This is a genomic window from Pelagerythrobacter aerophilus (assembly GCF_003581645.1).
GTDB classification, from domain to species: Bacteria; Pseudomonadota; Alphaproteobacteria; order Sphingomonadales; family Sphingomonadaceae; genus Pelagerythrobacter; species Pelagerythrobacter aerophilus.
Genome location: NZ_QXFK01000018.1, coordinates 534635 through 551476 on the forward strand (window position 1 = coordinate 534635; position 16842 = coordinate 551476).

At 68.4% G+C, this 16842-nt stretch carries 14 protein-coding genes and 1 riboswitch; of the genes, 8 read left to right on the plus strand and 6 right to left on the minus strand.

The annotated features are described in order from the left end of the window. Positions 1-145 precede the first annotated feature (145 nt). Positions 146-1984 carry a phosphomethylpyrimidine synthase ThiC gene (thiC, locus tag D2V04_RS13300; protein ID WP_119514157.1) on the minus strand — a complete coding sequence of 613 codons (1839 nt, stop codon included), beginning with the start codon at positions 1982-1984 and terminating at the stop codon, positions 146-148. A gap of 45 nt (positions 1985-2029) precedes the next feature. After that, positions 2030-2141: riboswitch (TPP riboswitch) on the minus strand. A gap of 145 nt (positions 2142-2286) precedes the next feature. Here thiC and D2V04_RS13305 point away from each other — a divergent pair. Beyond that, positions 2287-3381 (plus strand): glycosyltransferase family 4 protein, encoded by a 1095-nt coding sequence (locus D2V04_RS13305; RefSeq protein WP_119514158.1) that lies wholly within the window; start codon positions 2287-2289, stop codon positions 3379-3381. 75 nt (positions 3382-3456) lie between these two features. After that, positions 3457-5634, plus strand: a complete 2178-nt coding sequence (locus D2V04_RS13310; RefSeq protein ID WP_407672108.1) for an amylo-alpha-1,6-glucosidase — start codon at positions 3457-3459, stop codon at positions 5632-5634. 46 nt (positions 5635-5680) lie between these two features. On the opposite strand, the gene D2V04_RS13315 is transcribed toward D2V04_RS13310, so the two are convergent. The 4 genes from D2V04_RS13315 to D2V04_RS13330 all read right to left on the minus strand — a co-directional run bounded on the left by D2V04_RS13315 (position 5681) and on the right by D2V04_RS13330 (position 10425). After that, entirely contained in the window at positions 5681-7510 is a 1830-nt protein-coding gene (locus D2V04_RS13315; protein ID WP_119514159.1) for a DUF885 domain-containing protein, read from the minus strand. Positions 7511-7610: 100 nt separating this feature from the next. Then, a complete protein-coding gene (locus D2V04_RS13320; protein WP_119514160.1) occupies positions 7611-8879 on the minus strand; it encodes a metal-dependent hydrolase family protein in 1269 nt (422 codons plus the stop codon). Positions 8880-8999: 120 nt separating this feature from the next. Beyond that, positions 9000-9857 carry a MipA/OmpV family protein gene (locus tag D2V04_RS13325; RefSeq protein WP_119514161.1) on the minus strand — a complete coding sequence of 286 codons (858 nt, stop codon included), beginning with the start codon at positions 9855-9857 and terminating at the stop codon, positions 9000-9002. A 61-nt stretch (positions 9858-9918) separates the two neighbouring features. Further along, positions 9919-10425: a DUF2585 domain-containing protein gene (locus D2V04_RS13330; RefSeq protein ID WP_228766436.1), complete on the minus strand. Its 507-nt coding sequence runs from the start codon at positions 10423-10425 to the stop codon at positions 9919-9921. Between the two features lie 171 nt (positions 10426-10596). On the opposite strand from D2V04_RS13330, the gene crtY reads away from it, so the two are divergent. From crtY to D2V04_RS13355, 6 genes are all read left to right on the plus strand, one after another. After that, positions 10597-11778, plus strand: a complete 1182-nt coding sequence (gene crtY, locus D2V04_RS13335) for a lycopene beta-cyclase CrtY (protein WP_119514163.1) — start codon at positions 10597-10599, stop codon at positions 11776-11778. Between the two features lie 71 nt (positions 11779-11849). After that, positions 11850-13337: a phytoene desaturase gene (locus D2V04_RS13340; RefSeq protein ID WP_119514302.1), complete on the plus strand. Its 1488-nt coding sequence runs from the start codon at positions 11850-11852 to the stop codon at positions 13335-13337. Positions 13338-13408: 71 nt separating this feature from the next. Next, positions 13409-13972 (plus strand): hypothetical protein, encoded by a 564-nt coding sequence (locus D2V04_RS17795; protein ID WP_147391828.1) that lies wholly within the window; start codon positions 13409-13411, stop codon positions 13970-13972. A 103-nt stretch (positions 13973-14075) separates the two neighbouring features. Further along, a complete protein-coding gene (locus D2V04_RS13345) occupies positions 14076-14537 on the plus strand; it encodes a Dps family protein (protein ID WP_119514164.1) in 462 nt (153 codons plus the stop codon). 71 nt (positions 14538-14608) lie between these two features. Next, the gene (locus tag D2V04_RS13350; protein ID WP_119514165.1) at positions 14609-15229 is read left to right on the plus strand and encodes a 6-phosphogluconolactonase; all 621 of its coding nucleotides are present in this window, start codon (positions 14609-14611) and stop codon (positions 15227-15229) included. Further along, the gene (locus D2V04_RS13355) at positions 15217-15684 is read left to right on the plus strand and encodes an NUDIX hydrolase (protein WP_119514166.1); all 468 of its coding nucleotides are present in this window, start codon (positions 15217-15219) and stop codon (positions 15682-15684) included. Before D2V04_RS13350 ends, D2V04_RS13355 begins: the two co-directional genes overlap by 13 nt. On the opposite strand, the gene dinB is transcribed toward D2V04_RS13355, so the two are convergent. After that, positions 15679-16806, minus strand: coding sequence for a DNA polymerase IV (gene dinB / locus D2V04_RS13360; RefSeq protein ID WP_119514167.1), 1128 nt, complete (start codon positions 16804-16806; stop codon positions 15679-15681). The genes D2V04_RS13355 and dinB overlap by 6 nt on opposite strands. Positions 16807-16842: the final 36 nt, after the last annotated feature.

The following is a 16842-nucleotide window of genomic DNA, read 5'->3' on the forward strand; positions in this document are numbered from 1 at the left end:
ATTATTGCGGGGATTGGCTGAACAAACCTGAACGGAATTGGTGACGTAAGTCGCTCTCGAGCAGTTGGAACTTCAACGAGTTGGCATCGAGCACGCCGTGTCTTGCCTGAGCGGTGGCCTACGCCCCTGAACAGGCGGCGCGGGATCATTTGGCCGGTAAGTAGAGATCGCCCCCGTCACGGTACTTTTCCGCCATGTCCTCCATCCCTTGTTCGGCATCCTCAATCGATGCGCTCGCCGCCAGATAGCTCTCCGAATTCTGCTTCGCCGCGAAGTCCCGCACTTCCTGCGTGATCTTCATCGAGCAGAACTTGGGGCCGCACATCGAGCAGAAATGCGCCGTCTTGGCGCCTTCCGCGGGGAGGGTCTGGTCGTGGTATTGCTCGGCGGTGTCGGGGTCGAGGCTGAGGTTGAACTGGTCGCGCCAGCGGAATTCGAAGCGGGCCTTGCTCAGCGCGTCGTCGCGGACCTTGGCGGCCGGGTGGCCCTTGGCAAGGTCCGCCGCGTGGGCGGCGAGCTTGTAGGTGACGACGCCGACCTTGACGTCGTCGCGGTCGGGCAGGCCGAGGTGCTCCTTGGGGGTGACGTAGCAGAGCATCGCGGTGCCGTACCAGCCGATCTGCGCCGCGCCGATGCCGCTGGTGATGTGGTCGTAGCCCGGCGCGATGTCGGTGACGAGCGGGCCGAGGGTGTAGAACGGCGCCTCGCCGCAGGCCTCGAGCTGCTTGTCCATGTTCTCCTTGATCTTGTGCATCGGCACGTGGCCGGGGCCCTCGATCATCACCTGCACGTCCTGCGCCCAGGCGCGCCTGGTCAGCTCGCCCAAGGTGTAGAGCTCGGCGAACTGGGCCTCGTCGTTGGCGTCGGCGATGCTGCCGGGGCGCAGGCCGTCGCCCAGCGAATAGGCGATGTCGTAGGCCTTCATGATCTCGGTGATCTCGTCGAAGCGTTCGTAGAGGAACGATTCCTTGTGATGCGCGAGGCACCACTTGGCCATGATCGAGCCGCCGCGGCTGACGATGCCGGTGACGCGCTTGGCGGTCATCGGGACGTAGGGCAGGCGCACGCCGGCGTGGATGGTGAAGTAGTCGACGCCCTGCTCGGCCTGCTCGATCAGCGTGTCGCGGAAGATCTCCCAGGTGAGATCCTCGGCCACGCCGCCGACTTTCTCGAGCGCCTGATAGATCGGGACGGTGCCGATGGGCACGGGGCTGTTGCGGATGATCCATTCGCGGGTGTCGTGGATGTTGCGGCCCGTGGAGAGGTCCATCACCGTGTCGGCGCCCCAGCGGATCGACCAGACCATCTTGTCGACTTCGCTCGCAACGTCGGAGGCGACGGCGGAGTTGCCGATGTTGGCGTTGATCTTGACCAGGAAGTTGCGGCCGATCGCCATCGGCTCGGCTTCGGGGTGGTTGACGTTGGAGGGGATGATCGCGCGGCCCCTTGCCACTTCGTCGCGGACGAATTCGGGGGTGACGTAGTCGGGGATCGCGGCGCCCCAGTCCTGCCCGTCGCGCTCCTGGCGGAGCATTTCGCGGCCGAGGTTCTCGCGCTCGGCGACGTATTCCATCTCGGGCGTGATGATCCCGCGGCGGGCGTAGTGCATCTGGCTGATGTTGCCGCCGGCTTTCGCGCGCAGCGGCTTGCGGAGCGCGGTCGGGAACGCCGGCACGCCGCCGGAGCGGTCGGGGCCGAGTTGGCCGTTGTCCTCCGGCTTGACCTCGCGCGGCTGGTATTCCTCGACGTCGCCGCGCGCGAGCTGCCATTCGCGGCGCAGCGCGGGGAGGCCCTGGCGGATGTCGATCTGCGCCTCGGGGTCGGTGTAGGGGCCGGAGGTATCGTAGACGCGCACCGGCTCTTCGCCGCCCTCCAGCGCGATCTCGCGCATCGCCACGCGGCGCTCGCCGACGTGGATCTTCCGCGAGCCGCGGATCGGCCCGGTGGTGACTCCGATTTCGAACTGGGAATTGATGTCGGCCATGGAAACTCGCTCTCCGTTCAATCGGAGCGAGGCCACGGATTCCTGGAGCGAAAGCCGTTCCCTCCCTCCGCCCGTATTACCGGGATCAGGTTCGACGGGTCGCGGCATATTCCGCTCTCAACCTGCGTTCGCGCGTCAGGCTCCCCGGGGATGAGCGCAACCTAGGCGATCGGTCGCATGCCGTCCAGCGGTCTGTCGCAAGGCGCGGAACCCGGCGGTAGTGCGCGCATTTTCGGATCGAGCGACCGGAGGGTTGCGCGTCCCCGCATCCCTCCGGCCTCTGTTCTCAGGAGCCATGGCAGATGAAGATCGCGCAGATCGCACCCCTGATGGAAAGCGTGCCGCCCAAGCTCTATGGCGGTACCGAACGTATCGTATCGTACATCACCGAGGAACTCGTGCGGCAGGGTCACGAGGTGACGCTGTTCGCGAGCGCCGATTCGGTCACCTCGGCCGAGCTCGTCCCCGTCTGCGAGACGGCGCTGCGGCTGGACCCGCAAGTGAAGGACGCGCTGCCCCACCACCTCGTGCTGCTGGACGAGGTTCACCGGCGCGCGGCGGAGTTCGACGTGCTCCACTTCCACATCGACCTCGTCCACGGGCCGATGGTCAGGAACTTCGGCGTGCCGACGGTGACGACGCTGCACGGCCGGCTCGACCTGCCGGACCTGCAACCCTATTATCGCACCTTCGGCGACCTGCCGCTGGTCTCGATCTCGAACGACCAGCGGCGGCCGCTGCCGCCGGTCAACTGGGCGGGCACGGTGCACCACGGGCTGCCCGTCGACTTGCTGAAGCCGACCTTCGCCCCGAAGGGCGACTATCTCGCCTTCCTCGGCCGGATCTCGCCCGAGAAGCGGCCCGACCGGGCGATCGCCATCGCCGCGGCAACCGGCATGAAGCTCAAGATCGCGGCCAAGATCGACAAGGCGGACCAGCTCTACTGGGACGAAGTCATCGCCCCGATGGTCCGCGCCTATCCGGATATCGAATACATCGGCGAAATCGGCGAAGGGCAGAAGGCGGAGTTCCTCGGCAACGCACGCGCCCTGCTGTTCCCGATCGACTGGCCCGAGCCGTTCGGCCTGGTGATGATCGAGGCGATGGCCTGCGCCACGCCGACGATCGCATTCCGCTGCGGATCGGTGCCCGAAGTGATCGACGAGGGCGAATCGGGCTTCATCGTCGACAATGTCGAGGAAGCGGTCGCCGCGGTCGGCCAGCTCGACCGCCTCGACCGGCGGCGGGTGCGCCAGACCTTCGACCGTCGTTTCACGGCAGAGCGCATGGTGACCGATTACCTGACGATCTTCCGCCAGCTTGCCGGCACGGAGCCGGTGCCGATCGCCCCCGCACGGCTGGGGGTGGAGGAGGCCGATTTGCCGATTATGGCCTGATCGGCGACAATGGAGCACGTGAACAGGAGCGACGACGGGATGGACGCAGCTGCGACCCCCCGCGCGACGAGCGCCATGGCCGAGGAGGAGACGGCGGAGAGCCCGGAACGGTTCGCCATCCCCGCCGCATCCTCGCTGCACGAGCGGCGCCCGCGTACGCTGAAGCACGGCGACACCTTCGCCGTGTTCGATCACAGCGGCGACGCGATCGCCGGGCCGGGCAGCCCGGAGGGAATCTACCACAAGGACACCCGCCACCTCTCGCACTTCCACCTCATGCTCAATGGTGCGCGGCCGATCCTGCTGAGCTCCTCGCTGCGCGACGACAACGTCGCGCTCAACTGCGACCTCAGCAATCCGGACATGTCCGACGGGCGCGGCAAGAAGGTCCTGAGCAACGACCTGATCCACATCCGCCGCGTGCGGTTCCTGTGGCAAGGCGCGATGTACGAGCGGCTGACGGTCGGCAATTACGACCGCGTGGCGCACAGCCTGTCGCTGGAGCTCTACTTCGAAGCCGACTTCGCCGACCTGTTCGAAGTGCGCGGGAGCAAGCGCGAGCGGCGCGGGACGGTCCATGAACCGGTCGTCGCAGCCGACAGCGTGCGCCTGTCCTACGACGGACTCGACGGCGTCCACCGCGCGACCGTGATCCGGTTCGAACCCGCGCCGCAATCGATGGCGGCCAACCGCGCGCAGTTCCTGCTCGACCTCGAGCCGCGTTCGAGCCGGACCCTGATCGTGCGGATTAGCTGCGGCGACGGCTCCGACGGCACTTCGCTCCGGCGCGAGCTGATCCGGGCCTACCGCAACGCGCGGCGGGCGCTGCGCGATTCCTCGTCCCGCGCGGCGTCGATCCTGGCTTCGAACGAGGTGTTCAACCGTTCGGTCCAGCGCTGCGTGGCGGACACCTACATGCTCGTGACCGAAACGCCCCACGGCCCCTACCCCTACGCCGGGATCCCCTGGTACAGCACGGTGTTCGGCCGCGACGCGCTGATCACCGCGCTCGAGACGCTGTGGCTCGATCCGGAGATCGCGGGCGGCGTGCTGCGCTATCTCGCCGCGCATCAGGCGCGCACGTTCGACCCGGTCGCCGATGCCGAGCCGGGCAAGATCCTGCACGAAGTGCGCCAGGGGGAAATGGCCGAGCTGGGCGAGGTTCCCTTCCGCCACTACTACGGCAGCATCGATTCCACCCCGCTGTTCGTGATGACGGCCGGCGCCTATTTCGAACGGACCGGCGACGACGCGCTGATCGAGGCGCTGTGGCCGAACATCGAGGCGGCGCTCGGCTGGATCGATCGGTTCGGCGACCGCGACGGCGACGGCTATGTCGAATACGGCCGCCATACCGACGAAGGGCTGGCCAATCAGGGCTGGAAGGACAGCCACGATTCGATCTTCCACGCCGACGGCACGCTGGCGGTGGGGCCGATCGCGCTCGCCGAAGTGCAGGCCTACGTTTACGGCGCGTGGCAGGCGGCGGCGGCCATGCTGCGCGCCCTCGGCGATGAAGAGGGGGCGGCCGCCTACCGCACCAGGGCGGCCGATCTGCGCGACCGCTTCGACCGCGATTTCTTCGACGAGGAGCTGGGGACTTACGTGCTCGCGCTCGACGGCAACAAGCAGGCGTGCCGGGTCAAATCGTCGAACGCCGGCCACGTGCTGCTCACCGGCCTCGCCTTGCCCGAACGCGCCGCGCTCACGGCGCGCACGCTGATGGAGCCGGCCTCGTTCTCCGGCTGGGGCATCCGCACGATCGCCGCCGGGCAGCCACGCTACAATCCGATGAGCTATCACAACGGGTCGATCTGGCCGCACGAGAACGCGATCATCGCCGCCGGCCTCGCCCGCTACGGCCTGCGCCGGGAAGCGAGCGCGGTGTTCGAGGGGCTGTTCGCCGCTTCCACCTACGTCGACCTGCGCCGCCTGCCCGAGCTGTTCTGCGGCTTTTCCCGCCGCCCGGCGCAGGGGCCGACGTTCTATCCGGTGTCATGCATCCCGCAGGCCTGGGCCGCGGCGGCGCCGCTGTTCCTGATCCAGTCGAGCCTGGGCCTCTCGCTCGATGCCGCGGCGCGGGAGATCGTGTTCGACCAACCGTACCTCCCGCAGTTCCTCGACGACGTCTACTTGCGCAACCTGACCGTCGCCGGCGCGCGCGCCGACATCATGCTGCACCGGTCGGGCAGCAAGGTCCTCGTCGATGTCCGCAAGCGCGAGGGCGACGTGCGGGTGATCGCGCGGGTCTGACCCGGCCCCCGGACCGGGTCCGGCGGCCAGCCCGCGCGGCCGTGCGTCAGGCCCCGCCCGCGGCGATCCAGTCGTCGATCTTCTTCTCCAGTACCGGCATCGGCAGCGGGCCGGTGCCGAGCACCTGGGCGTGGAACGCCTTGATGTCGAAGTTCTCGCCCAGCGCGGCTTCCGCCTTCTCGCGCAGTTCCTGGATCTTGAGCGCGCCGATCTTGTAGGCGAGCGCCTGGCTCGGGATCGCGATGTAGCGCTCGACCTCGGCCACGACTTCGGTGCGGGTCATGCCCGAATTCTCGAGCATGAAGTCGATCGCCTGCTCGCGGGTCCAGCCCTTGGCGTGGATGCCGCTGTCGACCACCAGCCGCATGGCGCGGAGCTGTTCGTCCTGCAGCGTGCCGTAGCGGTTCCACGGATCGTCGTAGAAGCCCATCTCGTAGCCGAGCGTCTCGGCATAGAGCCCCCAGCCCTCGCTGTAGGCGGTGTAGCCGCCGAAGCGCATGAAGGCGGGCAGCGCCTCGTTCTCCTGCGCGAGGCTGATCTGGAAGTGGTGCCCCGGCGCGCCCTCGTGCAGGTAGAGCGTGACGTTGCCCGTCGTCAGCCGGCTCGGCAGGTCGTAGGCGTTGAAGTAGAACGTGCCGGGACGCGAACCGTCGGGCGCGCCGGGCATGTACGATCCGCCGGCCTCGAACTTCTCGCGGAACGGCTCGTAGGGCTTGATCTCGAGCGGGGTCTTGGGAACGAGCGAGAAGTAGTCGCCGATCTTCGCGTCGACCTGCTTGCCGATGTCGTAATAGCTCTGGGTCAGCGCCTCGCGGCTCTCCGGCTTGAACTTGGGATCGGTGCGGACGTAGTCGAAGAACTCGTTGAGCGTGCCTTCGAAGCCGACTTCGGCCTTGATCTTCTCCAGCTCGGTCTTGATCCGCGCGACTTCGCTGAGGCCGAGGTTGTGGACGTAGTCGGCGGTCAGCGGCAGCGTGGTCGTGCTCTCGATCATGTGCTCGTAGAGCTTGGCCCCGCCCTTCATCTGGCTGAGGCCGACGCTGTCGCGCGCCTGCGGCAGATACTCGTCGCGCAAGTAGTCGCGCAGGCGCGTGTGGACGGCGTTGATCGCCTCGACCGAGGTGCGATACTCCTTGGTCAGCCGCGCCTTGTCGGCGTCGGAAATCCCTTCGGGGAACATCGTCACCGGGCCCCAGAGCGGCGATTCCTCCAGCGGCATGGCGAGCTGGGTGTCGAGCTGCTCGATCACGTTGCCGATGGTCAGCTTGGTCTCGTAGACGCCGGCCGCCTGGCCTTCGCGGAACTTGGCGATCGAGCGGTCGATCAGCTCGACGTATTCGGCGTGGCGCTTGAGGTTGTTCTCGTAGTCCTCCAGCGTCTTGAACGGCGCCGCGCCCTGCCCGCTGGCGAAAGTCGGGTAGAAGGTGTGGAAGCCGGAGAAGTGGTTGATCGGGCGCGTTTCGCTGAGCGCGAGGATCTCCGGCGCGTAGTCCTTGAGCGTTTCCTGCTGGTCGTATTCGAACACATCGTAGGCGATGCGGTCGGTCTCGTTCAGCGCCGCGCGGTCGATCTGCCGCAGCGCGGCGAGGTTCGCCTGCGCGTTGGCGACGGTCTGCGCGTTATACTCGTCGGTCAGGAAGCCGCCGATCTGGTCGGCGTAGCGCATGTCCCCGCGGAACAGCGCCATGATCGGGTTGAGCTCGAGATGCTTCTCGTCCGCCGCGGCGAACAGGGCGAAGAGCCGGTCGTGCTCCGACTGGGCGGCGGCCGCGGCAGGAGCCGCGTCGGCGGCCTGGGCGAAGGCCGGCGCGGCGGGCACGGCGGCGGCGAGCGAAAGCGCAGTGGTCGCGGCAAGCGCGAGGCGAAGCTTGGTCATGCGAGATCTCCCCTGAATCGATCTATGGGGCCAGTCTAGGACGGTCGGGACCCGGCGGCGGGCCCGCTTCGATGAGCGGGGCCCGCCGGTCGACGAGCGGTTATTCGATCACCCGCCCGCGGACCATGACCCAGTCGACCTTCTCGAGCACGGTCGCGTCCTCCAGCGGGTTGCCGGCGACCGCGATGATGTCGGCCGAATAACCCGGTGCGAGGCGGCCGATCTCGTTTTCCATCTCGAGCACGTCGGCGGCGACGGTGGTCGCGCTGGCGAGCGCCTCGCGGCTCGACATGCCCTGGCCCATCATCAGGCGGAACTCCTGCGCGTTGCGGCCGTGTTCGTACACGCCCGAATCGGTGCCGAAGGCGATCGTCACCCCGGCATCGCGCGCCTTGCCCATGAAGACCTTGGCCGCCTCGGCCACGGCGCGGACTTTCTCTTCCACCACCGGCGTGTAGGTCCCGGTGCCGAGCCGTTCGGAAATGCCCTGGAACGCCATCAGCGTAGGCACGAGCACGGTGCCATGTTCCTTCATCGCCTTGATCGCGCCGTCGTCGAGGTAGGTGCCGTGCTCGATCGTATCGATCCCGGCCACGCTCGCCGCCTCGATCCCGCGCGCGCCGTGCGCGTGGGCCATGACCTTGAGGCCGAGCGAGTGCGCGGTGTCGGCGATCGATTGCATCTCCTCGCTGGTGAAGTGCGCGCCGAGGCCGCGGCCCTGCTGGCTGAGCACCCCGCCGGTGGCGGTGATCTTGATCCAGTCGGCCCCGTTCTGGCTCGCGCGGCGGACCTTCTCGGCGCATTCGACCGCGCCGGTGCAGGTATAGCCGGACGTGAGGATCTGGTTGATTTCCGGCCGGAAGCCGGAGACGTCGCCGTGCCCGCCGACGATCGCCAGCGGAGGGCCGGCAGCGATGATCCGCGGACCGGGGATCATGCCCTCCTCCGTCCCGCGGCGCAGCGAGAAGCCGGACTGCTGGCTGCTCCCCGCCTCGCGCACGGTGGTGAAGCCGGCGAGCGCGGTCAGCCGCGCGTTCTTGGCGCCGACGACGACGCCCCATTCCTCGGGCTCGACCGCTTCCTTCCAGAAGTCCCCGCCCGGGTCGCCGGTAAGATGGACGTGGAGGTCGATGAGGCCCGGCAGCACGGTCTTGTCGGTCAGCTCGACCACTTCCGCGCCGGCGGGCCCCGGCTGGATGCCGTCGGCGATCGAGACGATGCGGCCGTCGGTCACCGTGATGGTGGACGGCCCGCGCGGCTGGCTCGCGGCATCGGTGACGACGGAGCCGGCGTGGATCACCACGGTCTCGGCCAGCGCAGGCGTGGCGACCAGTGCGCCGGCGGCGGCAAGCAGGGCTTTGATTTTCATATGGCGTTTCTCTCCCTTTCCCGGCCTGATGCCCGCCCGCGCGCTCCGGCGCAAGAGCGGCACGGCCGGCCGGTTTCGGTCGAGAGGATATTCACCGCGGGGCCTGCGCGGTGCGCGCCGTCAGAACGTGTAACCGACACCAAGGGCGGCGAAGAACTGGTCGGCGTCGCCGCGCAGGCTGGTGTAGGGCGTGCGCTTGGCATCGCCGAGCATGCGTGAATATCCGCCAGCGCCGAACAGCGAGATGCCGCCGTTTGCGAGATTGCCGTCGAGATCCACCGCCAGCAGCGCGGTCGCGCCCGCCTTGGTGAACCCGCCTTCGGCCTGATAGAGCGGCAGGCCGCTGGCGGCGCTCTGGGCCGGGCTGACCGAGTAGTAATAGTCGGCATAGCTGTCGTCGACGTACTCGGCGTTGAGCGCGATCGCCCCGGCCAGTCCGCGGCTGAGCGGCGTGAAATACGAGATGCCGGGGTTCATCACCATGCCCTCGTGCGCGCCGGCCACGTCCCACTTGGCGTCGAGATTGAACGACAGCCGGTCGTAGGGATTGAGCACGCCCGGAATGCTGACCCCGGCGCTGGGCCCGATCTCCACCGCGCGGTCGAGCTCGCCCGCGGCCTCGACCACCGGATCCTCGATCTTGTTCGCGCGGTTGGCGTTGAGGCCCACCGCCACGCCGAGATCGAAGGCGATGCCATCGTCCGGGTCCGGGATGAAATCGAGCGCCACGCCTGCACCGCGCGGACTGACGCCCACGGGCCCGATCTGCCCCATGACCATCGGCACCGGCGAGATCACGTAGTCGTCCGACCCGTCGTAGCTCGGCGAGTAGATCGCACCCGCGCCAATGGTGACCCAGTCGCCGTCGTAAACGGTGGTCTGCTCGGAGGGCGGCGGCGGCCCCTCGCTCTCCTGCGCCAGCGCCGGGCAGGCGAGCACCGCAAGCGCGCCGCCTGCGGCGACAAATGTCGTTCTCATGAAAAAATCCCCGCTATCGTTGAAGTTGCAACGTGCAACCTTGCGGCGCGTTCCTGCCCCCTCACCCCATGCCCTGCCACTGCCGCACCGCTTCGAGTGGCCAGAACAGCATCAGCACGTTGAGCGTCAGGTTGTCGCGGATGGCCCAGGCGGTGAAGGCTTCGAAGAACAGCGCGATCGCCAGGCTCGCCTGCCACGGAATGCGCGCGGCGACAAGAAAGCCGACGATCATCCAGCCGATATCGGCCAGCGAGTTGATCATGCTGTCGCCGGCATAGCCCCAGCTGATCGTCACCTCTCGGTAGCGGTCGATCACCATGGGGGTGTTCTCCATGATCTCCCACGCCGCCTCGATCACGACCGCGATCGGCAGTGCCCAACGCGCCGGCGCGCCGCCGAACAGGCGCCACTTGTCCCACAGCAGCCAAGCGAGGAAGAACATGATCAGCCCATGGGTGAAATGGCTCGGGCTGTACCAGTCGGTCAGGTGCTGGCTGTTCTCGCTCGACTGCACCACGCCGTGCCACAGCTTGACCGTGCCGCATTCGCAGATCGGCGGGCGATCCATCGCCAGGAGGATCGCTGCGCTCGCGAGAAGAGCACCGCCGTTGCGAGCACCGCCTTGCGATGCGGAAGGAGCGAAAGCTGCATGGCCGCCTTGTGCCACAGCGCGCGGCGCGCACAAGCGGCGGCGGACACGGCGATTGCCCGCCCTGCGAAAGCGCCCTAGGCCAAGGGCATGAGCGGGCGCAGGGTGGATATTGCCGTCGTCGGCGGCGGGCTCGCGGGGGGACTGATCGCGCTGGCGCTCCATCGCCGCGCGCCGGGCACGCCCGTGGCCCTGATCGAGCAGGGCGACACGCTGGGCGGCAACCACCGGTGGAGCTGGTTCGCAAGCGATCTCGACGCGGAAGGCGCGGCGCTGCTGGCGCGGTTCCGCACGACCGCATGGGACGGCTACGAGGTGCGCTTTCCCGCCTATTTCCGCACGCTGCACACGCGTTACAACTCGCTGTCCTCCGCCGAGTTCGACGCTGGGCTGCGGCGCGAACTGCCCGAGGAGACGGTGCTCGCCGGGCGCGCGGTCGCGGCGCTCGATGCCGAGGGTGTGACCTTGGCGGACGGCGAGCGGATCGCGGCGCGCGCGGTGATCGACTGCCGCGGGTTCGTGCCCAGCGCGCATCTGCAAGGCGGGTGGCAGGTCTTCATGGGCCGCCATCTGCGCACCGCGCGGCCGCACGGGATCGCCCGCCCGATCGTGATGGATGCGACGGTCGAGCAGCGCGGCGGCTACCGCTTCGTCTACGTCCTCCCGCTCGGCGCCGACGAGCTGTTCGTCGAAGATACCTATTACCAGGACACGCCCGAGCTCGACCGCAGCGCGCTGTCCTCGCGGATCGACCGCTACTGCCTGCAGCACGGGTTCGACGGCGAGATCCTCGGCGGCGAGACGGGCGTGCTGCCGGTGATCACCGGGGGCGACTTCGCCGCCTGGCAGCGTGAGATGGCGGTGGCGGGCATCGCACGCGCCGGGGCGCGCGGCGGGTTCGTCCACCCCCTGACGAGCTACACCCTGCCCTTCGCAGTGGAGACGGCGCTCGCGGCGGCGGAGGAAGCGCGGCTGCCGGGCGACCAACTCGCCGCCCTGCTCGACGCGCGCGCCCGGCGGCTGTGGCGCCGCACACGCTTCTACCGCCGGCTTGGCGCAATGCTGTTCGGCGCCGCCCGGCCGGAGGCGCGCTACCGCGTGTTCGAACACTTCTACCGCCTGCACGAAGGGCTGATCGAGCGCTTCTACGCCGCCCGTTCGACCGCCGGGGACAAGGCCCGCGTGCTCCTCGGCCGGCCGCCGGTTCCGGTGAGCCGTGCCATAGCCGCGCTTGCACGCAGGGGTGCGCCGCTGCAAGGTCCGCCTCGATGAGCGAATCCGAAACCCAGCCCTCCTTCCTTCCGGAGCTTTCCGGGGAAGAGACGCGGGCCACGCCGGCCCCGATGGGAAACAAGCGCGTCTGCGTGATCGGCGCCGGCTTCGGCGGGCTGGCGCTGGCGATCCGGCTGCAGTCCGCGGGGATCCCGACCACGGTGGTCGAGGCGCGCGACAAGCCCGGCGGGCGCGCCTACGTGTGGGAGCGCGAGGGGTTCACGTTCGACGCCGGGCCGACCGTGATCACCGATCCGGCCAGCCTGCGCGAGCTCTGGTCGCTGTCGGGCCACGACATGGCCGACGACGTCGAATTGCTGAAGGTTTCGCCTTTCTACCGCCTCAACTGGCCCGACGGCGTGACCTTCGACTATTCGAACGACGAGGCGAGCCTCAATGCCGAGATCGCCAAGGTCAACGCCGCCGACGTCGCCGGCTATCAGGAATTCCTCGCTTATTCGGAAGGCGTCTATCGCGATGGCTACCAGCGGTTCGGCGCCGTGCCGTTCCTCGACTTCAAGTCGATGCTCAAGGCCGCGCCGACGCTGATCCAGCATCAGGCCTGGCGCTCGGTCTATTCGATGGTCTCGCGCTTTATCGAGGACGAGAAGCTGCGCGAGGCATTCAGCTTCCACACGCTGCTGGTGGGCGGCAATCCGATGACCGCGAGCGCGATCTACGCGCTGATCCACAAGCTGGAGAAGGACGGCGGCGTGTGGTGGGCGCGCGGCGGCACCAACCGGCTCGTCGCCGGCATGGTGCGGCACTTCGAACGGCTCGGCGGGACCGTGCGGCTGGGCGAGGCGGTCACCCGCGTGCACACGATCGGCAACCGCGCGACCGAAGTCGAAACCGCCTGCGGCTGGCGCGAGAGCTTCGACGCGGTCGCCAGCAATGCCGACCTGATGCACACCTACCGCGACCTGCTGCGCGGCACCCGGCGCGGAGCGCACTATGCCCGCAAGCTCGCGCGCAAGCGGTTCTCGCCGAGCCTGTTCGTGGTCCATTTCGGGCTCGAGGGGACCTGGCCCGGCATTCCGCATCACACGATCCTGTTCGGCCCGCGCTATGAAGGTCTGCTGGCCGACATCTACCAGCACGGCGTGCTGCCGGCCGATTTCTCGATCTATCTCCACCACCCGACCGTGACCGATCCAGGCCTGGCGCCACCCGGCCGCTCGACCTTCTACGCGCTGATCCCGGTGGCCCACATGGGCAAGCTGGCGATCGACTGGGAGCAGATGGGCCCGGTGCTGGAGAAGCGCGTGCTCGACGAAGTCGGGCGGCGGCTGATCCCCGACATCCACGACCGGATCGTGACCAAGTTCCACTACGCCCCGCGCGATTTCGCGCTCGATCTCAACGCGCACCTGGGCAGCGCCTTCAGCCTCGAGCCGATCCTGACCCAGAGCGCCTGGTTTCGCGCCCACAACCGCGACGACGAGATCGGCAACTTCTACCTCGTCGGCGCCGGCACGCACCCGGGTGCCGGCATCCCCGGCGTCGTCGCCAGCGCCAAGGCCACCGCCGGGCTGATGATCGGAGATCTGGCAGGATGACCATGCGGCGGTCGCCTTCGATACCGAAATAGGCTTGTCCCCGCGGCGCCGGGCCCGCATGATCCGGCGCGATGCCTTCGCTGTTCTTCGCATTCGTCGCGGTGCTGCTGGGCACGATCGGCAGCAGGGACCAGTTGATCGTCGCGCATTTCTCCAGCGCCTCCCGGCGGGGCGCGGGGGTCTTGGCCGCGGCGGTGGTCAGCGCGGCGCTTTCGGCCTTGGCGATGGCGCTCGCCGGGCAAGTGATCTCCGGACTGCTGCCCGAGGCGGCGAAGACCATGCTGGTCGCGATCGCGCTGCTCTTCGCCGCGATCGAACTCGCCTGGCCCGCGCGCTATGCCGCGCCGGAGGAGCCGACCCGCTCGCTCGCGGCGATCGTGATCGTGCTGGTGGCCAAGCAGTTCGGCGACGGCGCGCGCTTCCTCGTCTTCGCGATCGCCGCCGCCACCGGGGCGCCGTTCATGGCCGGAATCGGCGGCGCGCTCGGCGGGGCGCTGGCGCTCGCGGCGGCCTGGGCGGCAGGTGCGGCGCTGGTGCAGAGGACACCGCTGCGTGCTATCCGGCTGACGCTTGCGGCGGCGACCCTGGCGCTTGCGGTGTTCATCGGACTTTCCGCGCGCGGAATTATATCGTGATCGACGGAGGCGATCAGTGAAACCCCCGAAAGCGGTGAAACCGATCGGCATTCATCGCGTTCGATAGACGAACCATTCTCCGCAGAAAAAGAAGGGACGGACCATGACTCAGAAGGGCGACAATTCGAAAAAGGCACTGGTCGATGCGCTGAACGGCGCGCTGGCGGATACGCTGGCGCTCTACGTCAAGACCAAGAACTTCCACTGGCACGTGGCCGGCCCGCGCTTCCGCGACCTCCATCTGCTGTTCGACGAACAGGCCGCGCAGCTCGTGGGCACGGTCGACCTGATCGGCGAGCGCGTGCGCAAGAACGGGGAGGTGACGCTGACCTCGATCGGTTCGATCGCCAAGGCGACCCAGGTGGCCGATCAGGACAACGCCGCGCTCGACGCCGACGCGATGGTCAAGGAACTGCGCGACGACAACCGCAAGCTCCACACGCGCCTCAATGAAGTGAAGGACGCAGCCGAGGAAGCCGGCGACAACGCCACCAGCGGGATCGTCGACGACTGGATCGACGAGGCGGAGGAGCGCATCTGGTTCCTCACCCAGACGCTCAAGTAAGCGCACTCGTATTCACAGCCGAAACCCGCGGCGATGCTTGGTCGCCGCGGGTTTCTTGCTATGCAGGGCCCATGGCGGATGTGACCCTGATCGAAGGCGCGGACGACGCGCGGATTGCCGAGTGGCTGGGCGGGCGGATCGAGCGCGCACTGGCCGAGACCCACGGATCCGCGGCGATCACCATGCCCGGCGGATCGACCCCGTTTCCGATCCTCGAGCGGCTGGCCGATGCGCCGATCGACTGGACCCGGCTGCTCGTCTGGCCGGGAGACGACCGGATCGTTCCCGAGGATCATCCGGCGAGCAACACAGGCCGGATTCGTGCCGCGCTCGAACCGCTCGGGGCCGAAGTGGTCACTCTGACCGAGATGGAGCAGGTGCCCCGTTTCGCGCTCGCCTGGCTCGGCATGGGGGCGGACGGGCACATCGCCTCGCTCTTCCCCAACACCGATCCGCAAGTGGACGACCCGGCTCCCATCCGCCGGCTGACGCCCGATCCGCTGCCGCCCGAGGCGCCGTTCGACCGGATCACGCTGACCATCCCCTCGCTGCTCGCCAGCGACGAACTGCTGTTCGTGATCCGCGGGGCGGACAAGCGGGCGGTGTTCGAAGCGGCCATGCGCGGCGAGCACGACCTGCCGGTCGCCCGCCTGCTCGCGGCTGCGACCCAGCCGGTCACGTGCTTCGCCTGATCCCGGCTTCGCTGCACCGCCGAGGCTATCGCCTGGCTCATGCGGTGCGGAAGGTCTGGTGGAGGCTGGCGCGACCGCGGCTGAATGGCTGCGCCATCGTCGCCAGCGACATCGAGGGACGGCTGCTGCTGGTTCGCCAGAGCTACGGCGCCGGGAGCTGGTGCTTTCCTACCGGCGGCATCCGGCGCGGCGAGGATCCTGAGGCCGCGGCGCGGCGCGAACTGCGCGAAGAAACCGGGTGCGAAGCCCATGCGATGACCTTGCTGGGCGTGCAGGACGACGTGCTTCACGGCGCGCTTCACCGGGTCCATGTCTTCGCCACCCGCATCTCCGATACGCCGCGGCCCGACATGCGCGAGATCATTGAGGCGCGGCTGTTCCCGCCGCACTCGCTGCCCGAGCCACTGAGCGAACGCACGCGCCGGCGGCTCGCTCTCTGGCGCGAACGGTCATAGCAGCAGCGAAAGCTGCGCCTCGTCGCGCGGCCGCTCCTGCGCGCCGCCGGCCTGCTCCAGATTGGACAGGGTGAGGCCCATCAACCGGATCGGTAGCGGCAGGGGCAGCAAGGCTTCGAGCAGCTCGTGCCCGAGCCGGGCGAACTCGGTCTTGTCGGCGACGCTGCGCGGCAGGCTCCGCGCCCGGGTGACGATCTGGAAATCGGTGTACTTCATCTTCAGCGTGACCGTGCGGCCCTTCGCGCCGGTGCGCTCGATGCTCTCCCACACGACGTCGACGATATTGTCGAGCGCTTCGCGCAGGGCATGGCCGCTCGATATATCCTCGCCGTAGGTCCGCTCGCCGCCGACCGACTTGCGGATGCGGTTGGCGCGCACGGGCCTCAGGTCGATCCCCCGCGCCGCGCGGTAGAGGTAGTCGGCGAAGCTGCCGAAGTTGGCGCGCAGGAAGGCGATGTCCCGGTCCGCGAGGTCGGCACCGGTCGCGATCCCGAGCCGCGCCATCTTCTCCGCGCCTTTCGGCCCGATCCCGTGGAACCGGCGCACCGGCAGCCCGGCGACGAAGGCCGCGCCCTCGCCGGGCCGGATCACGCACAATCCGTCGGGCTTGTTCTGGTCGCTTGCGAGCTTGGCCAGGAACTTGTTGTACGAGACGCCGGCGCTCGCGGTCAGCCCGGTCTCGTCGCGAATGCGCTGGCGGATGAGCTGGGCGATCCGCGTCGCCGAACCGATCCCGCGGATGTCATCGGTGACGTCGAGGTAGGCTTCATCGAGGCTCAGTGGTTCGACGTGCGGGGTGTAGTGGCGGAAGATCGCGCGAATCTGCTGGGACACGTCCTTGTAGACGTCGAACCGTGCGCGGACGAAGATCAGGTCCGGGCACAGCCGCTTGGCGGTGACCGATGGCATCGCGCTGCGCACGCCGAACTCGCGCGACTCGTAACTCGCCGCGGCGACCACCCCGCGCCCGCCCGATCCTCCGACCGCCACCGGCTTTCCGCGCAGCTCCGGATGATCGCGCTGCTCGACGCTGGCGAAGAAGGCATCCATGTCGACATGGATGATCTTGCGCAGGCCCTGCGCCTCGTCGGATTCTTCGTGGTCTGGCGCCGTGTCGTCCATCGCGGATTACGATAATCCCGCCGGTTGCAAAGCGGA